This window comes from Variovorax sp. GW821-FHT09D04 (assembly GCF_059416405.1).
In genome coordinates this window covers 36,075-51,107 of record NZ_JBWKPA010000013.1, presented here as the reverse complement: position 1 = coordinate 51,107, position 15,033 = coordinate 36,075, and the positions used below count along the sequence as shown (strand labels likewise).

Here is a 15,033-nt window from a genome sequence, read left to right as displayed (position 1 = left end):
GCTGCTACGCCCGCGCGTCAGCGCGCGGCGTTGCGGTCGGTAATCATCTTCGGGGTGATAAAGACGAGCATTTCGGTCTTGTTGGCAACGCGTTCGCGCTTGCGGAACAATGCCCCCATGTAGGGGATTTCACCCAGCACCGGCACGCGCGATTCGTCATTGGTTTCGGTGAGCTCGAAGATACCACCGATGACGACCGTGCCGCCGTTCTCGACCAGCACCTCGGTCTGCACGTGCTTGGTGTTGATGGCCGGGCCCGCCGAGGTGTTGACGCCGCGGGCATCCTTGCTCACGTCCAGCGTGAGGATGATGTTGCCCTCGGGCGTGATCTGCGGCGTGACTTCGAGCTTGAGCACCGCCTTGCGGAACGAGATCGAGGTCGCGCCGCTGGAGGTGGCCTGCTGGTAGGGGATTTCCTCGCCCTGCTCGATCAGCGCCTTGGTCTGGTCGGCCGTGATGACGCGGGGGCTGGAGACCAGCTTGCCCTTGCCATCGGCTTCGAGGGCGGAAATCTCGAGGTTCAGCATGCGCGACAAGCTCGAGTTGAACAGCGAGATCGCGAAGGTGCCTGCGGCGTTGCCGGTGCCGCCGGCGTCGCCGGCGGGCAGGTTGATGAAGTTGGAGTTGGTCCAGGTGGCTGCTGCGCCGCCGACGCCGCCGGCGTTGGTGGTGGCAGGCATGACGCCGAAGGTGCCGTAGGCCGGATTGCCGTTGGCCGACGCGACGCGTTCGCGGGAGATACCGCCGCCCATCCGCACGCCAAGCGACTTGCCGAAGGTGTCCGAGGCTTCCACGATGCGCGCTTCGATCAGCACTTGGCGGACGGGAATGTCCAGCTTCTGGATCAGGTCGGTGACCTGGGCCAGGCGCGAGGGAATGTCGGACACGAACAGCTGGTTGGTCCGCGATTCGGCGATCACGCTGCCGCGGGGGCTCAGGATGCGCGAGGTCGCGCCGCCGCCACCACCACCGCCGCCACCCGCCGATGCACCAGTCCCCGTCAGGCCCTGTGCAATCGCAATGGCCTTCGTGTAGTTCAACTGGAACGACTGCGTGCGCAGCGGCTCCAGGTTCTCGATCGCCGCCTTGGCTTCGAACTCGAGCTTTTCCTTGGCGTTGATCTCGTCCTTGGGCGCGATCCACAGCACGCTGCCGTTCTTGCGCATGCCCAGGTTCTTCGCCTGCATGATGATGTCGAGCGCCTGGTCCCAGGGCACGTCCTTCAGACGCAGCGTCAGTGCGCCGCTGACCGAATCGGAGGTCACGATGTTGAAGTTCGTGAAGTCGGCGATCACCTGCAGCAGCGAGCGGATCTCGATGTTCTGAAAGTTGAGCGACAGCTTCTCGCCGTTGTAGCCGACGCCTTGCGTGAGCTTGCTCGGGTCGACCTTGCGCGCGCGCACTTCCACCACGAACTGGTTTTCGCTCTGGTAGGCGCTGTGCTCCCAGTCGCCCTTGGCATCGATCGTCATGCGCACGCGGTCGCCCGACTGCTGCGAGGTGATCAGCTGCACCGGCGTACCAAAATCGGCCACGTCGAGGCGGCGGCGCAGGCCTTCGGGCAGCGTCGACTTGGTGAACTCCACCACGAGGCTCTTGCCCTGCTGCTTCACATCGACGCCGACCTGGTTGTTCGGCAGGTCGACCAGCACGCGACCGGTGTTGTCGGCGCCGAGTCGGAAATCGACGTCGCGCAGCGGCAGCGTGTCGCGGTTGCGGTTCTCGGCGAAAGTGGTCGCCGCGGAAGCGACGAGTGCCGTCCCGGCCACAGGCTCAAGCACCACCAGCAGCGACTTGCCCTGGATCTCGGCCTTGTACGCCGTGGCCTGCTTCAGGTTCAGCACGACGCGGCTGCGGTCACCGGCCTGCACCACGTTGACCGAGCGCAGGTTGCCCTGGTTCACCTCGATGGCCGAACGCCCGATGGCGTTCGTCACACCCGGGAAGTCCAGCGCGATGCGCGCCGGCGTCTGCACCGAGAACCCGGCAGGCACGGCGGTGAGCGGCTGCGCCAGGTCGATGCGGATCACTTCCGCGCCCGACTGGGTCGAGCTCGTCACCGACTCGATCGCGTTTTGCGCATGGGCGACGGCCAGGGCACCGAAAGCCAGCAGACCCAGCCCGGCGGCGCGCAGCCACTGTGCCATCGTTGATTTTTTATGGTTCATTTCGCACTCTCTTGCAACTGCAGCGTGGCTACGCGTTCGATCCATTCGCCCGCGGCGTCCTGCACGATCTCGCGCAGGGCGACTTCGGTTTCGTTGATACGGGTGATGCGCCCGTAGTTGAGCCCCAGGTATTCGCCGACGCGCACCTTGTAGAGCAGCTTGTCCACACGCACGAGCGCCACCGGCTGGCCGTTGCGGTTCATGCTGCCGACCATCGCCATCGTGTCGAGCGGGAACGCTTCGAGGGCTTCCTTGCGGCGCGCCAGCTCCGGCGCGATCAGCTCGGAGGTGCTCGGCTGGTTCGACTCCCGGCGCAGCGCCTGGGTCAGCTTCAGCATGTTGAAGGGCTCGAACGACGACGCCTCGGTGTAGGCCTGCGGCGTGAACTTCTTGGGCTCGGAGATCGGCGGCACCGAGGGCTTCACCTGCGCGCGCTGCTCGACCATCCAGCGCTGCAGGTCTTCCTGGTCGGAATCGCCGCAGGCGCTCAGGCCCAGCGTGGCCAGTGCCAGCCACAGGACTTTGGCGACCGGCTTCATTTCTTCGCCTTCGGCGCCGTGGCGCGTTTCTGGGCGGCCCGCTCGTCTTCGTCGAGGTAGCGGTAGGTGCGCGCGGTGGCGTCCATCGTCAGCACGTCCTTGTCCTTGTCCTTCTGCGGTGTGATGGTCACGTTGTTGAGCGTCACGATGCGCGACAGGCTGGCCACGTCGGCCGCGAAGGCGCCCATGTCGTGGTAGCGGCCCGTGACGCGCACGGCGATCGGCAGCTCTGCGTAGTAATCCTTGACCGACACTTGGCCCGGACGGAACAGTTCGAACTGCAGGCTGCGGCCGAGGCCGGCCTGGTTGATGTCCGAGAGCAGTGCGTCCATTTCCGCCTTGCTGGGCAGTTGCTTCTCGAGCAGGATCACGTACTGCTGCACCTGCTCGCGCTGCTTCTTCAGCAGGTCGAGGTTGGCGGCTTGCGCCACTTTCTTCTGGTAGTCGGTCCGGAGCGTGACTTCCTTGGCGCGCTCGGCTTCGAGCTCGTCATTGGAGTTCGTGAGCCAGACAAACCACAGGCCCGCCAGCACCAGCGCGGACACGGCCAGGCACAGTGCGTAGCGCGGCACCGCCGGCCACATGGAAGGATCGTTCGGATTCAGTCCGCGGAACTGGTCGCCGAAGTTGCGCAATGCGGTGGCGACGTCGACTTTGGGGAGGGATCGGTTGCTGATGGCCATGATCGATTACCCCTTCGCCTGCGCCTTGGCGGCCAGGGCCTTCTCGGCCTCCGCCTTCTGCGCATCGGTGGGCCGCTTGAGGCCGATGCGCATCGTGAAGTTCGCCACGCGGCGCTGGTCGCGCTGGCTCAGGTTCACGTTGGCCGAGGTGATTTCGACCAGCTCGGGCTTCACCAGCCAGGGGCTGTTGTTGCCGAGGTTGCGCAGCAGCTCCGACACGCGCTCGTTCGACTGCGCCATGCCTTGCAGGGTCACGGTCTGATTCTCCTGCTTCATGCTGGTGAGGTAGACGCCGTCGGGCAGTTGCCGGACGAGTTCGTTGAGCAAGTGCACGGGCAGATTGCGGTCGCCTTGCAGGTCTTCCACGGCCAGCTGGCGCGCGCGCAAGGCTGCGATTTCCTCCTGCAGTGTCGAGATTTCCTTGATCTCGACCTCGAGCTTCTTGATCTCGGCCTGAAGGAAACCGTTCTTCGATTGCTGAGCCGAAATCTGGGCCTCGAACCACAGGTAACCGAGGCCGGCGATCAGGGCACCCAGCAGCGCGGCACCACCCAGGGTGCCGTAAAAAGCCTCGCGGCGGCGCTTGCGCGCGGCTTCGCGGTGCGGAAGCAGATTGATCAGGATCACTGCAGGAACCTCCGCATGGCCAGGCCGCAGGAGGTCAGATAGGAAGGCGCTTCGCGGCGGACCTTCTTCTCGCGAATGCTGGGGCCGAAGTCCATGCCGTCGAACGGATTCACGAGCGAGCAGGCAAAAGAGGTCTGGCGGGTCACGGCATTGGTCAGCCCCGGCAGCGACGACGATCCGCCCGCCAGCAGCACGTAGTCCACGCGGTTGTGCGGCGTGCTGGTGAAGAAGAACTGCAGCGCCCGCGCGATTTCCTGCGCGATGCTTTCGACGAAGGGCTTGAGCACGCCCGAGCCGTAGTCGTCGGGCAGGTCGCCGCTGCGCTTCTTGGCTTCGGCTTCCTCGGCGGAAAAACCGTACTGGCGCACGATCAGCTGGCTCAATTGAGCACCGCCGAAGGCCTGGTCGCGGTCGTACAGCACTTCCTGGTTGCGCAGCACCTGCATGCTGGTCGTGAAGGCACCGACTTCGAACAGCGCCACGATGGCGTCCACGCCCTTGCCCGGCAGTTGCTCGATCAGGCGCGCGGTTGCGAGGCGCGAGGCATACGACTCGACGTCGAGGATCATGGCCTTCAGGCCCGCGGCTTCCGCCAGGCCCTCGCGGTCCTGCACCTTCTCCTTGCGGGAGGCGGCGATCAGCACTTCCACGTCGCCGACGGAGGTCGTGCTCGGTCCCGTCACGCAGAAGTCGAGGCTCACTTCATCGAGCGAGAACGGGATGTACTGGTTGGCTTCGGATTCGACCTGGATCTCGAGCTCCTGCTCGCTCATGCCGCCCGGGAGAATGATCTTCTTGGTGATGACCGCCGAGGGCGGCAGCGCCAGCGCCACGTTGCGGGTCTTGGTGCCGCTCTTTCGCACGACACGGCGCACGGCTTCGGCGACTTCGTCGAATTTCTCGACGTTGCCGTCGGTGATCCAGCCGCGTTCGAGCGGTTCGATGGCGCAGCGCTCCAGAACCAGCTTGCCGCTGGCCTCACGGCCGAGCTCCACCAGCTTCACGCTGGACGAACTGACGTCCAGTCCCAGCAGGGGGGCGTTCTGACGACGAAACAATGATCCAAGAGCAGCCAAGTTAGGTCCCTCTCCCCCTGTTATTTGTAACCAATGGAAAAATATGCGTTCGGTTGCATGCTAGCAGCAGGCACAGCGCCCACCAAGCGTGCAGAAAGCCCGAAACCGACAACCGTTGTCAAAACGTGACGTCAAAGCCGCATTCTGTAACTTTCTGCTTAGCCCCTGGAGAGGGAATGCGCGAGGTAACAAAGATCCGGAGGCGCCGAGGGGGCGACTTTTTATAATGTCCGGTGACTCTCCGGGCCCCCATGCAAGAAACTCCCAGCCCGAAAGGGCGCGCCAAGACTCCTCCACCCGAACGCCCCTTCTGGCTGAAATGGCTGTTGCGTTTCGTGTTCTGGGGGGCGGGCATCGCTGCGGCGGGCCTGCTTTCCATCCTGTGCGTGGTGGCCGTGGCCCTGGCAGTGGCCTACCCCAACCTGCCGGACATCTCGGAACTCTCCGACTACCGACCCAAGCTGCCGCTGCGCGTGTTCTCCGCCGAAGGCACGCAGATCGGCGAGTTCGGGGAAGAGCGACGCAACCTCACTCCCATCGCCGCGATCCCAAAAGTGGTGAAGGACGCCGTCCTGGCCGCCGAAGACGCCCGCTTCTATGACCACGGCGGCGTCGACTACAAGGGGCTGGTCCGCGCCGGCCTCGCCAACCTGAACCGCGTGAAGAGCCAGGGCGCCTCCACCATCACGATGCAGGTGGCCCGCAACGTCTACCTGAGCTCCGAGAAGACGCTGACCCGCAAGATCTACGAGGTGCTGCTGACCTTCAAGCTGGAGCACCTGCTCACGAAGGACCAGATCTTCGAGATCTACCTGAACCAGATCTACCTGGGCAACCGCGCCTACGGCTTCGCGGCCGCTTCCGAGGCCTACTTCGGCAAGCCGCTGTCCGAGATGACGATCGCCCAGGCCGCCATGCTGGCCGGCCTGCCGAAGGCACCCGGCGCCAACAACCCGGTCAACAACCCGCAGCGCGCACGCGGGCGCCAGTTCTACGTGATCGACCGCATGCAGGAGGCCGGCTTCATCACCGCCGAGCAGGCGGCCGAGGCCAAGAAGGAAGAGCTGCACCTGCGCGACGCCGCCGACCCGAACCGCCTGCACGCCGAGTACGTGGCGGAAACCGTGCGCCAGCTGATGTACGCCCAGTACGGCGACAGCACCTACACGCGCGGCCTCAAGGTCTACACCTCGCTGGTCGCCGCCGACCAGGCCGCGGCCTACAAGGCCCTGCGCAAGGGCATCATGGATTACGAGCGCCGTCAGGTGTACCGCGGCCCGGAGAAGTTCATCGACCTGCCGAACGACCCCAAGGAGCTCGACGAAGCGGTGGACGACGTGCTGAACGACCACCCCGACAACGGCGACGTGATGGCGGCCGTGGTGCTCAAGGCCACGCCCAAGGAAATCCAGGCCATCCGCGCCAACGGCGACGCCGTGCAGATCACGGGCGACGGCCTCAAGCCCGCGCAGTCCGGCCTGTCGGACAAGGCACCGCCCAACATCAAGATCCGCCGCGGCGCCGTGATTCGTGTCGCCAAGACGCCCAAGAACACCTGGGAAATCACCCAGCTGCCCGAGGTGGAAGGCGCGTTCGTGGCCATGGACCCGCGCGACGGCGCCATCAAGGCACTGGTCGGCGGTTTCGACTTCGGCAAGAACAAGTTCAACCACGTCACGCAAGCGTGGCGCCAGCCGGGCTCGAGCTTCAAGCCCTTCATCTACTCGGCGGCGCTCGAAAAGGGCTTCACCCCCGCCACCGTCATCAACGACGGCCCGCTGTTCTTCGACGCCGGCACCACCGGCGGCCAGCCCTGGGAGCCCAAGAACTACGGCGGCGGCTTCGACGGTCCGATGTCGATGCGCACGGCGCTGATGAAGTCGCGCAACCTCGTGTCGATCCGCATCCTGCAATCCATCGGCACGCGCTACGCGCAAGACTGGATCACCAACTTCGGCTTCGACAAGGACAAGCACCCCGCCTACCTCCCGATGGCGCTCGGTGCCGGTGCCGTCACGCCGATGCAGATGGCGGTGGGCTATTCGGTGTTCGCCAACGGCGGCTACCGCGTGAATCCGTACCTCGTGACCCGCGTCACCGACCACAAGGACCGCGTGCTGGTCGACGTCCAGCCGCCACTGCTCAACGAAGCGTCGCGCGCCATCCCGCAGCGCAACGCCTTCATCATGGACACGCTGCTGCAGTCCATCACGCGCGCCGGCACGGCCGCGAAGGCGCAGGCGATGCTCAAGCGCCCCGACCTCTACGGCAAGACCGGCACCACCAACGACTCGCTCGACGCCTGGTTCGCGGGCTTCCAGCCCACCATGACGGCGATCTCGTGGATCGGCTACGACACGCCGCGCAACCTGGGCGACCGCGAAACCGGCGGCGGCCTGAGCCTGCCGATCTGGATCAACTACATGGAAACCGCCCTCAAGGGCGTGCCCGTGACCGACCTGTCGACCACGCCGCCTTCGGGCATCGTGAGCGTCGGCGGCGAGTGGTACTACGACGACTACGCGCCGGGCCGCGGCGTGTCGAGCCTGGGCGTGGAATCCTCCGCGCCGGTAGCACCGGCCGAAGCCCTGAGCGGCCCGGCGATCAGCGCGCCTGCGCCGCCCGAGGAGCGCAACCGCATCCTCGACCTGTTCAGGAACTGATCAAGAAAGCGGGAAAGCGGCGGCTCAGGCCGCCGCGAACACCAGCGGCTGCCCCGCCTGCAGGGTCGCCTCGCGCGACAGGTTGCCGAAGAATTCTTCCCCGGTCTTGGTGTCCACCCACACCCGGCCGTCGTGCCGGTAGTGGTAGCCGCCGGAGCGCGCCGCCAGCCAGATTTCCTGCAGCGGCTTCTGCAGGTTCACGATCAGCTGGCTGCCGTTGCGAAACGACATCGTGATCATCCCGCCGACCCGCTGGTTGTCGATGTCGGCGTCGGTCGCGTCGTTGATGCGGTCGCAGCCCTGCTCGATGGCAGCAAGCGCCGCCTCGGCGCGGTCCATGTACTCGGTGTCGGTCATTACAATTTCAGCATGTTGAATGTTCGCCAAATTCTAGTGAGCGCTCGCGCCCGCACCGCGCTCATGGTCTGCCTTGCCGCCAGCGCGGCCGGCCTTGCGGCGTGCGGACAGCGCGGCGCGCTCTATCTGCCTACCGATCCAGCGGCCGCCCAGCGCGCCACCTTGCCCCAATTGCTCACCCCCGGCGGCTCCAAAGCCGCCGACAACGAAGCGGCCCCCAAGCCCGCCGCAGCCAGCAGCGCCCCCGCCTCCCCCCAGAAATGACGACGAACACCCCCCTGCCCGGCCACGCCCACATCGCCCACCGCGACGGCGCCCTGCACGTCGAAGGCGTCGCGCTCGACGCGCTGGCACGCACGCACGGCACGCCGCTGTTCGTCTATTCGAAGCAGTGGATGCTCGATGCCCTGGCCGCCTACCAGCGCGGCTTCGAGGGCCGCGAGGCACTGATCTGCTACGCCATGAAGGCCAACTCCTCGCTCGGCGTACTGCGCGTGTTCGCCGAAGCCGGCTGCGGTTTCGACATCGTCTCGGGCGGCGAGCTGTCGCGCGTGCTGGCCGTGGGCGCCGACCCGAAGAAGATCATCTTCTCGGGCGTCGGCAAGACGCGCGCCGAGATGCGCCAGGCCCTGGCGGCCGGCATCGCCTGCTTCAACGTCGAGAGCGAAGCCGAGCTCGACGTGCTCAACGAGGTGGCGCTGGCCGAGAAGGTGCGCGCACCGATCAGCATCCGCATCAATCCGAACGTCGACCCGAAGACGCACCCGTACATTTCCACGGGCCTGAAGGGCAACAAGTTCGGCATCGCGCACGACCGCGCGGTGCAGGCCTACCAGCACGCCGCCCGGCTGCCGGGCCTCGAGGTGGTCGGCATCGACTGCCACATCGGCTCGCAGATCACCGAAGCCTCGCCCTACCTGGACGCCTGCGACCGCGTGCTCGACCTGGTGGAAGCCATCGAGGCCGCCGGCGTGCCGATCCATCACCTGGACTTCGGCGGCGGCCTGGGCATCGACTACAACGGCGAAGTGCCGCCCAAGGCCGATGCGCTGTGGCAGCAGCTGCTCGCCAAGCTCGACGCGCGCGGCTTCGGCCAGCGTAAGCTGGTGATCGAACCCGGCCGTTCGCTGGTCGGAAATGCCGGTGTCTGCGTGACCGAGGTGCTCTACACCAAGCCCGGCGAAGACAAGAACTTCTGCATCGTCGACGCGGCCATGAACGACCTGCCGCGCCCCGCGATGTACCAGGCCTTCCAGAAGATCGTGCCGCTGCGCGAGCGCGCCGGCGACGCACCGACCTACGACGTGGTGGGCCCGGTCTGCGAAAGCGGCGACTGGATCGGCCGCGACCGCGCACTCAACGTGGTGGCCGGCGACCTGCTGGCCGTGCTGTCGGCCGGCGCGTACTGCATGAGCATGGCGAGCAACTACAACACGCGCGGCCGTGCGGCCGAGGTGCTGGTGAGCGGCGCCACAACGAAGCTGATCCGTCGCCGTGAGACGATGGAAGACCAGCTGCGCGCCGAGATCGACGGCTGATCCGGTCTCAGCCGGTGCGCAGCGGCTTCTCGCTGCCGCGCACGGCCACTGCGGGCCTGGCCTGGCGCTTGCGCGCGAAATTCCAGACGCGCCACGCCAGCAGCACCCCGATGATCGCGGCATAGACGAACACTTCGGCGAAGTTGTTCTTGCCCGCGCGCATCCAGAAGAAGTGCAGCAGCCCGAGCCCCGCGATCACATAGACCAGCTTGTGCAGCAGCTGCCAGCGCTTGGCGCCCATCGCCTTGATCGCGCGGTTGAATGACGTGGCCGCCAGCGGCGTCAGCAGCACGAAGGCCGAGAAGCCCACCAGGATGAACGGCCGCTTGGCGATGTCCTTGGCGATCTCGCCCCACTCGAAGCCCATGTCGAACCAGCTGTAGCACAGCAGGTGCAGCACCACGTAGAAGTACGCGAACAGGCCCAGCATGCGACGCAGCCGCGCCAGCGCGTTGAGCTTGGCGATCACGCGCAGCGGCGTCACCGCCAGCACGATGCACAGGAAGCGCAGGGTCCAGTCGCCCGTCGCGCGGATCAGGAACTCGGCCGGGTTCGCGCCCAGCCCGTCGGTGAAGGCACCGAAGGCCAGCCGCGCGAACGGCAGCAGGCACAGCAGGAAGACGACCGGCTTGGTCGCCGGGTGCATGAGCAGCTTGTTCAGCATGGCGCAACGACCGGGCGGGCGCGCCCGCTCAGTAGTTCTTCTTCAGGTCCATGCCGGCGTAGAGCTGGCCGACCTGCGCCTCGTAGCCATTGAACATCTCGGTCTTGCGCCGCTTTGCGAACAGGCCGCCGCCGTCGCCGATGCGGCGCTCGGTCGCCTGGCTCCAGCGCGGGTGGTCGACGTTCGGGTTCACGTTCGAATAGAAGCCGTACTCCTGCGCCGCCGCCTTGTTCCAGGCCGTGCTCGGCTCCTTCTCGACGAAGCGGATCTTGACGATCGACTTGGCCGACTTGAAGCCGTACTTCCATGGCACCACGAGCCGCACCGGCGCGCCGTTCTGGTTGGGCAGCACCTCGCCGTACATGCCGAAAGCCAGCAGCGTGAGCGGGTGCATCGCCTCGTCCATGCGCAGGCCTTCGGTGTAGGGCCAGTCGAGCACGCGCGAGCCGACGAAGGGCATGGTCTTCGGGTCGGCCAGCGTCACGAACTCGACGAACTTGGCATTGCCCTGCGGCTCGACCTTCTTGATGAGCTCGGCCAGCGAATAGCCGACCCACGGAATCACCATCGACCAGCCCTCGACGCAGCGCAGGCGGTAGATGCGCTCTTCCTGCGCGCTGAGCTTGAGCAGGTCCTCGATGCCGTACTTGCCCGGCTTCTTGACCAGGCCTTCGACCTCCACGGTCCACGGCCGCGTCTTGAGCGTGCCGGCGTTCTTCACCGGATCGCCCTTGTCGACGCCGAACTCGTAGTAGTTGTTGTAGCTGCTCGCGTCCTTGTAGTCGGTGAGCTTTTCCATGGTCTGCGCGCCCGGCACGGCCGACTTGGCGCCCGGCAGCAGGGCCAGCTTGTGCGGGCCGGTCGCCTGGGCGAAGGCCTCGCGCCCGGCGAAGGTGGCGAGCGCCGCACCCGCGGCACCGCCGGCCATCAGCTTGAGCAGGTCGCGCCGGCCTTCGTAGGCGGCGCGCGGCGTGATCTCGCTCGACAGCGGATGGGTGAAACCCTGGGTGTCGCGACGGTGCGAACGGGAATGGAACGACATGGCAGGCCTTTCGCGTGAATCGTTGTGCTCAGGGTAGTTCGTGACATGCCCCGGTTTGGTTACGCGCCATGGCGGCGCGTGGTTTCAATTCTTCGCAAAAGGCGCCAGGCCTGCGCTTACAGCGTGCCGTAGCTGTGCAGCCCGCTCAGGAACATGTTCACGCCGAGGAAGGCGAAGGTGGTCACGGCCAGGCCGGCCAGCGCCCACCAGGCCGCCACGGTGCCGCGCAGGCCCTTCACGAGGCGCATGTGCAGCCAGGCCGCGTAGTTGAGCCAGACGATCAGCGCCCAGGTTTCCTTCGGGTCCCAGCTCCAGTAGCCGCCCCAGGCATCGGCCGCCCACAGGGCGCCGAGCACGGTCGCGATGGTGAAGAAGGCGAAGCCGACGGTGATCGACTTGTACATGACGTCGTCGAGCACCTCGTTGGCCGGCAGGCGCGCCGCGATGCGCTTGCGTCCCAGCAGGATGCCCGCGGCGATCAGCGCCGAGATGCCCGCGTAGATCACCCAGTAGCTGCCGCCGGCTTCCTGCACGCGCTGGCGGAAGGCCACCGGCACGAAGCACAGCGCCACGCCCAGGAGCCAGATCGGCGTGAGCTTGTACCAGCGGGTCTCGCTCGCCTGTTCCTTGATGAGGTACGCAAACGCGACCATCGCCGCGAGCGCGAAGGTGCCGTAGCCGATGAAGTTGGCGGGCACGTGCAGCTTCATCCACCAGCTCTGCAGCGCGGGCACCAGCGGCTGGATCTCGTGCGCCTCGCGCACGATCGTGTACCAGAGCAAAAAGCCCACCGCCGCGCTCACCACCAGCATCACGAAGGCACCCAGCGCGCGCGTGTTGTAGCGCTCTTCGAAGTACAAGTAGAACGCCGCCGTCAGCCAGCAGAACAGCACGAACACTTCGTACAGGTTGCTCACCGGGATGTGGCCGATGTCCGGGCCGAGCTGATGGCTTTCGTACCAGCGCACCATGGTGCCGATCAGCGCCATGGTCACGGCCGCCCAGGCCAGGCGGGAGCCGATCAGGTCGAAGGTGTCGGCCTGCTGCTTGCCGGCGGCGAAGCCGATCCAGTAGAACAGCGTGCTCATGAAGAACAGCACGCTCATCCAGAGGATGGCCGACTGGCTCGACAGGAAGTACTTGAGCCAGAACACCGAGTCGGCGCGCGCCAGGTCGCCCTGGTAGGAACTGATGGCCAGCAGCGAGGCCGCAGCCACCACCAGCGCCAGCACCCGCAGCGGGCGCCAGAACCAGCAGATGCCGATGACCGAAACCAGCGCGGCCACGAGGATCGGCTTTTCGTAGCTGTCCATCGAGCCGGCGTGGCGCATGAAGGCGAACGCGCCGCCGGCCAGCACCAGCGCCGCGAACACCCAGTCGAACAGGTTGCGGCGGGAGAGCCAGCTTTCGTGGAGCGTGAGGGTCGTGGTGTTCATGGTGACGCCGGTTCTTCTTTCTTCAGGGCGAGCAACCTGTGCTTCAGGTGCTCGAATTCGCGATCGCTGTCCAGGGTCTTGCGGTTGACCGAGAACGCCATCGTGGCGACCGTTTCGCGGCCGTCGTTGTCTCCAGAGGCGCCGCCGCCGGGTGTCAGCCACACCCACAGGCGGCGCTCGCGCACGTACAGCATGGCAAAAATACCGACGATCAGCAACAGACACCCCAGATAGACGATGTTCTTGCCAGGGGCGCGCGCCACCTGGAACACGCTGGCCTGCACCTGGGTGAAGTCGGTCATCATCATCGCGACCGGCGCCGGGTAGAAGTGCGCGTCGCTCAGCGCCAGCACGGCCTGCGTCAGGTAGCCCTGCGATTTCTCGTCGTTCGGCAGCGCGGCCAGGCCGGCGCCTTCGCGGCTCAGGTTGAGCACTTCGAACAGCACGTCGTTGAGGATGCGCACCAGCACCGTGCCGGCGCGCTCGCGCTCGGCCTCGGGCACGTTGGCTTCCATGAATTCGGCGATCGCCTGCCAGCCGCCCTGCGACGCGGCGTCGGCCTTGGCGCGCTCGGCGCCCGAGAACAGCGCCAGCGCGCGGGCGGCCGACACGCGCAGCTGCTCGGCCATTTCGGGGCGCTTGGGGTCGGTCGCCTTGGCGATGTAGCGCTCGATGGCGCGCTCGCGCGTGGCGGGGTCGCCCAGCGCGGTGCGCATGCGCACGAAGCCGTCCATCGAGCCCTGCTCGTCGGCCGGCACGCGCAGGTAACGGAACGGCTCCTCGGGCTTCTCGCGCATGCCCAGCAGGAACACCGGCTGGCCGTCGCCGGCGTCGACCGGCACCATGTAGTTCTGGTACTCGCGCGCCTGGCCGGCCGCGTCGCGCAGCTTGTAGCCGATGCTCGGGCCGATGTTGCGCAGCACCTTGGGCTTGTTGGTCTTGTTGGCGGCGCCCAGGCGCGACTCGATGCCGTGGCGCAGGTCGACCTTGCGCACGTCGGCGCCGCTGCCCATGGCGCCACCGTCGGCGAAGTTCTCGACGTTGATCACGCGCAGCGCGGCGTACTCGAGCGTGAGCTTGTCCTTGCCGTTGGTGATCTCGGTGCTCGGGCCGCCGATGATGCCCTCGACCTCGAAGGGCTTGGCCGCGGCCGCCATCGGCACCGCCTTGAGCTTCACCGTGGAGCCGCCGTCGTCGAAGCTCGACTGGTAGATCTCCACGCCCTTGTAGCTGGCCGGATGGTTCACCTCGATGCGCGCGGGCACCTGCTCGCCGCTCTCGCGGTCGTGCAGCACCACCTCGCTGGCGAACAGCTTGGGCATGCCGGTCGAGTAGTAGTCGACGATGAACTTCTTCAGCTCGATGGTGAACGGCAGCTCCTGCAGCAGCACGCCGTCGGCCTGGTTCAGGATGGCCACGTTGCCCCGCCCGCCCTCGGGCACGAGGATGTTGCCGCGGAAGGTCGGGTTGGCGGTCGACAGGCGGTGCTCGGGCGCCACGTCGGCGATCATGCCGCCGCCCGTGAACACGCTCTTGCCGTTGAACCAGGTCTGGGCGCGCACCACCAGGTCGCCGTCGAGCAGGCCGCCGATGCACACCAGCACGATCGCGCTGTGGGCCGCGATGTAGCCCAGCTTGTGGGCACCGCCGGCGCGCGCCGCGACCATCCAGCCGGCCGAGGCCTTGCCGTCGGCGCTGGCGTTGCGCTGCTGCAGCTTGACCTTCCAGCCGCCGCTCACCAGCAGCTGGCCGATGCGGTTGGCCGCCATGTCGGGCGTTTCCGCCAGCCGGTTCTCGGCGCGCTGGCCGAAGGCCTTGAGGCTCTGGGCGCGGATGTCTTCCTTGAAGGTGCGCAGGTCGATCAGGATGCGCGGCGTGTTGCGCGCGACGCACAGCGACGTGCTGATCACCAGGAACAGCAGGATCAGCAGGAACCACCAGGCGCTGTAGACCGAGTCGAGCCGCGCCGTGCGGAACAGCTCGGCCCAGAAGGGCCCGAACTGGTTGATGTAGTTGTTGATCGGCTCGTGCTGCTTGAGCACGGTGCCGATGATCGAGGCGATGCAGATGACCGTGAGCAGCGCGATCGCGAAGCGCATCGACGACAGCAGTTCCACCGCGGCGCGAAGCAGCTGCGGGCCGCGATGCACGCGAAGGCCATGGGTGGAAACGGTCATCGGGAGGGAACCAGGAAAGAGGAAAAAAACAAAAGGGCGGGCCATCCTCCTGGATCGGCCCGC

General features: G+C 66.5%; 13 protein-coding genes. 3 read left to right on the top strand and 10 right to left on the bottom strand.

Annotation, left to right across the window (positions count from 1 at the left end; genetic code table 11):
• Window positions 1–17: 17 nt before the first annotated feature.
• From AC07O4_RS28295 to AC07O4_RS28275, 5 genes are read right to left on the bottom strand one after another with little or no spacing between them, the layout of a single operon-like run.
• A complete protein-coding gene (locus tag AC07O4_RS28295; RefSeq protein WP_492728435.1) occupies window positions 18–2,168 on the bottom strand; it encodes a type IV pilus secretin PilQ in 2,151 nt (716 codons plus the stop codon).
• A complete protein-coding gene (locus tag AC07O4_RS28290) occupies window positions 2,165–2,707 on the bottom strand; it encodes a pilus assembly protein PilP (protein ID WP_062471766.1) in 543 nt (180 codons plus the stop codon). Before AC07O4_RS28290 ends, AC07O4_RS28295 begins: the two co-directional genes overlap by 4 nt.
• Window positions 2,704–3,390: a type IV pilus inner membrane component PilO gene (locus AC07O4_RS28285; RefSeq protein ID WP_492745895.1), complete on the bottom strand. Its 687-nt coding sequence runs from the start codon at window positions 3,388–3,390 to the stop codon at window positions 2,704–2,706. Before AC07O4_RS28285 ends, AC07O4_RS28290 begins: the two co-directional genes overlap by 4 nt.
• Window positions 3,391–3,396: 6 nt before the next feature.
• Window positions 3,397–4,017 (bottom strand): PilN domain-containing protein, encoded by a 621-nt coding sequence (locus tag AC07O4_RS28280; protein ID WP_070059948.1) that lies wholly within the window; start codon window positions 4,015–4,017, stop codon window positions 3,397–3,399.
• On the bottom strand, window positions 4,014–5,093 hold the full coding sequence (locus tag AC07O4_RS28275; RefSeq protein ID WP_062471776.1) for a pilus assembly protein PilM: 1,080 nt from the start codon (window positions 5,091–5,093) through the stop codon (window positions 4,014–4,016). Before AC07O4_RS28275 ends, AC07O4_RS28280 begins: the two co-directional genes overlap by 4 nt.
• Window positions 5,094–5,344: 251 nt before the next feature.
• Here AC07O4_RS28275 and AC07O4_RS28270 point away from each other — a divergent pair, with 251 nt between their 5' ends.
• Entirely contained in the window at window positions 5,345–7,756 is a 2,412-nt protein-coding gene (locus tag AC07O4_RS28270) for a penicillin-binding protein 1A (RefSeq protein ID WP_492745897.1), read from the top strand.
• Between the two features lie 24 nt (window positions 7,757–7,780).
• Here the strand turns inward: AC07O4_RS28270 and cyaY are convergent, their stop codons facing one another.
• Complete coding sequence (cyaY, locus tag AC07O4_RS28265; RefSeq protein ID WP_062471779.1) at window positions 7,781–8,113, bottom strand: iron donor protein CyaY; 333 nt, start codon at window positions 8,111–8,113, stop codon at window positions 7,781–7,783.
• A gap of 12 nt (window positions 8,114–8,125) precedes the next feature.
• On the opposite strand from cyaY, the gene lptM reads away from it, so the two are divergent.
• Together lptM and lysA are read left to right on the top strand one after the other, a co-directional pair.
• Window positions 8,126–8,377 carry an LPS translocon maturation chaperone LptM gene (gene lptM, locus AC07O4_RS28260; protein WP_495301729.1) on the top strand — a complete coding sequence of 84 codons (252 nt, stop codon included), beginning with the start codon at window positions 8,126–8,128 and terminating at the stop codon, window positions 8,375–8,377.
• A complete protein-coding gene (gene lysA, locus AC07O4_RS28255) occupies window positions 8,374–9,651 on the top strand; it encodes a diaminopimelate decarboxylase (protein ID WP_495306262.1) in 1,278 nt (425 codons plus the stop codon). The genes lptM and lysA overlap by 4 nt, the downstream gene beginning before the upstream one ends.
• 7 nt (window positions 9,652–9,658) lie before the next feature.
• Here the strand turns inward: lysA and msrQ are convergent, their stop codons facing one another.
• The 4 genes from msrQ to AC07O4_RS28235 all read right to left on the bottom strand — a co-directional run bounded on the left by msrQ (window position 9,659) and on the right by AC07O4_RS28235 (window position 14,970).
• On the bottom strand, window positions 9,659–10,312 hold the full coding sequence (gene msrQ / locus AC07O4_RS28250; RefSeq protein WP_492743948.1) for a protein-methionine-sulfoxide reductase heme-binding subunit MsrQ: 654 nt from the start codon (window positions 10,310–10,312) through the stop codon (window positions 9,659–9,661).
• A 31-nt stretch (window positions 10,313–10,343) separates the two neighbouring features.
• Window positions 10,344–11,357, bottom strand: a complete 1,014-nt coding sequence (gene msrP, locus AC07O4_RS28245; RefSeq protein WP_159278438.1) for a protein-methionine-sulfoxide reductase catalytic subunit MsrP — start codon at window positions 11,355–11,357, stop codon at window positions 10,344–10,346.
• Window positions 11,358–11,473: 116 nt separating this feature from the next.
• Window positions 11,474–12,793: a c-type cytochrome biogenesis protein CcsB gene (ccsB, locus tag AC07O4_RS28240; RefSeq protein ID WP_447787563.1), complete on the bottom strand. Its 1,320-nt coding sequence runs from the start codon at window positions 12,791–12,793 to the stop codon at window positions 11,474–11,476.
• A complete protein-coding gene (locus AC07O4_RS28235) occupies window positions 12,790–14,970 on the bottom strand; it encodes a cytochrome c biogenesis protein ResB (protein WP_495306261.1) in 2,181 nt (726 codons plus the stop codon). The genes ccsB and AC07O4_RS28235 overlap by 4 nt, the downstream gene beginning before the upstream one ends.
• Window positions 14,971–15,033: the final 63 nt, after the last annotated feature.

What these genes read in the sequence shown, in the direction of transcription:
- AC07O4_RS28295 (WP_492728435.1), bottom strand. Translation starts at nt 2,168, where the DNA reads ATGAACCATAAAAAATCAACGATGGCACAGTGGCTGCGCGCCGCCGGG.
- AC07O4_RS28290 (WP_062471766.1), bottom strand. Translation starts at nt 2,707, where the DNA reads ATGAAGCCGGTCGCCAAAGTCCTGTGGCTGGCACTGGCCACGCTGGGC.
- AC07O4_RS28285 (WP_492745895.1), bottom strand. Translation starts at nt 3,390, where the DNA reads ATGGCCATCAGCAACCGATCCCTCCCCAAAGTCGACGTCGCCACCGCA.
- AC07O4_RS28270 (WP_492745897.1), top strand. Translation starts at nt 5,345, where the DNA reads ATGCAAGAAACTCCCAGCCCGAAAGGGCGCGCCAAGACTCCTCCACCC.
- cyaY (WP_062471779.1), bottom strand. Translation starts at nt 8,113, where the DNA reads ATGACCGACACCGAGTACATGGACCGCGCCGAGGCGGCGCTTGCTGCC.
- lptM (WP_495301729.1), top strand. Translation starts at nt 8,126, where the DNA reads ATGTTGAATGTTCGCCAAATTCTAGTGAGCGCTCGCGCCCGCACCGCG.
- lysA (WP_495306262.1), top strand. Translation starts at nt 8,374, where the DNA reads ATGACGACGAACACCCCCCTGCCCGGCCACGCCCACATCGCCCACCGC.
- msrP (WP_159278438.1), bottom strand. Translation starts at nt 11,357, where the DNA reads ATGTCGTTCCATTCCCGTTCGCACCGTCGCGACACCCAGGGTTTCACC.
- ccsB (WP_447787563.1), bottom strand. Translation starts at nt 12,793, where the DNA reads ATGAACACCACGACCCTCACGCTCCACGAAAGCTGGCTCTCCCGCCGC.
- AC07O4_RS28235 (WP_495306261.1), bottom strand. Translation starts at nt 14,970, where the DNA reads ATGACCGTTTCCACCCATGGCCTTCGCGTGCATCGCGGCCCGCAGCTG.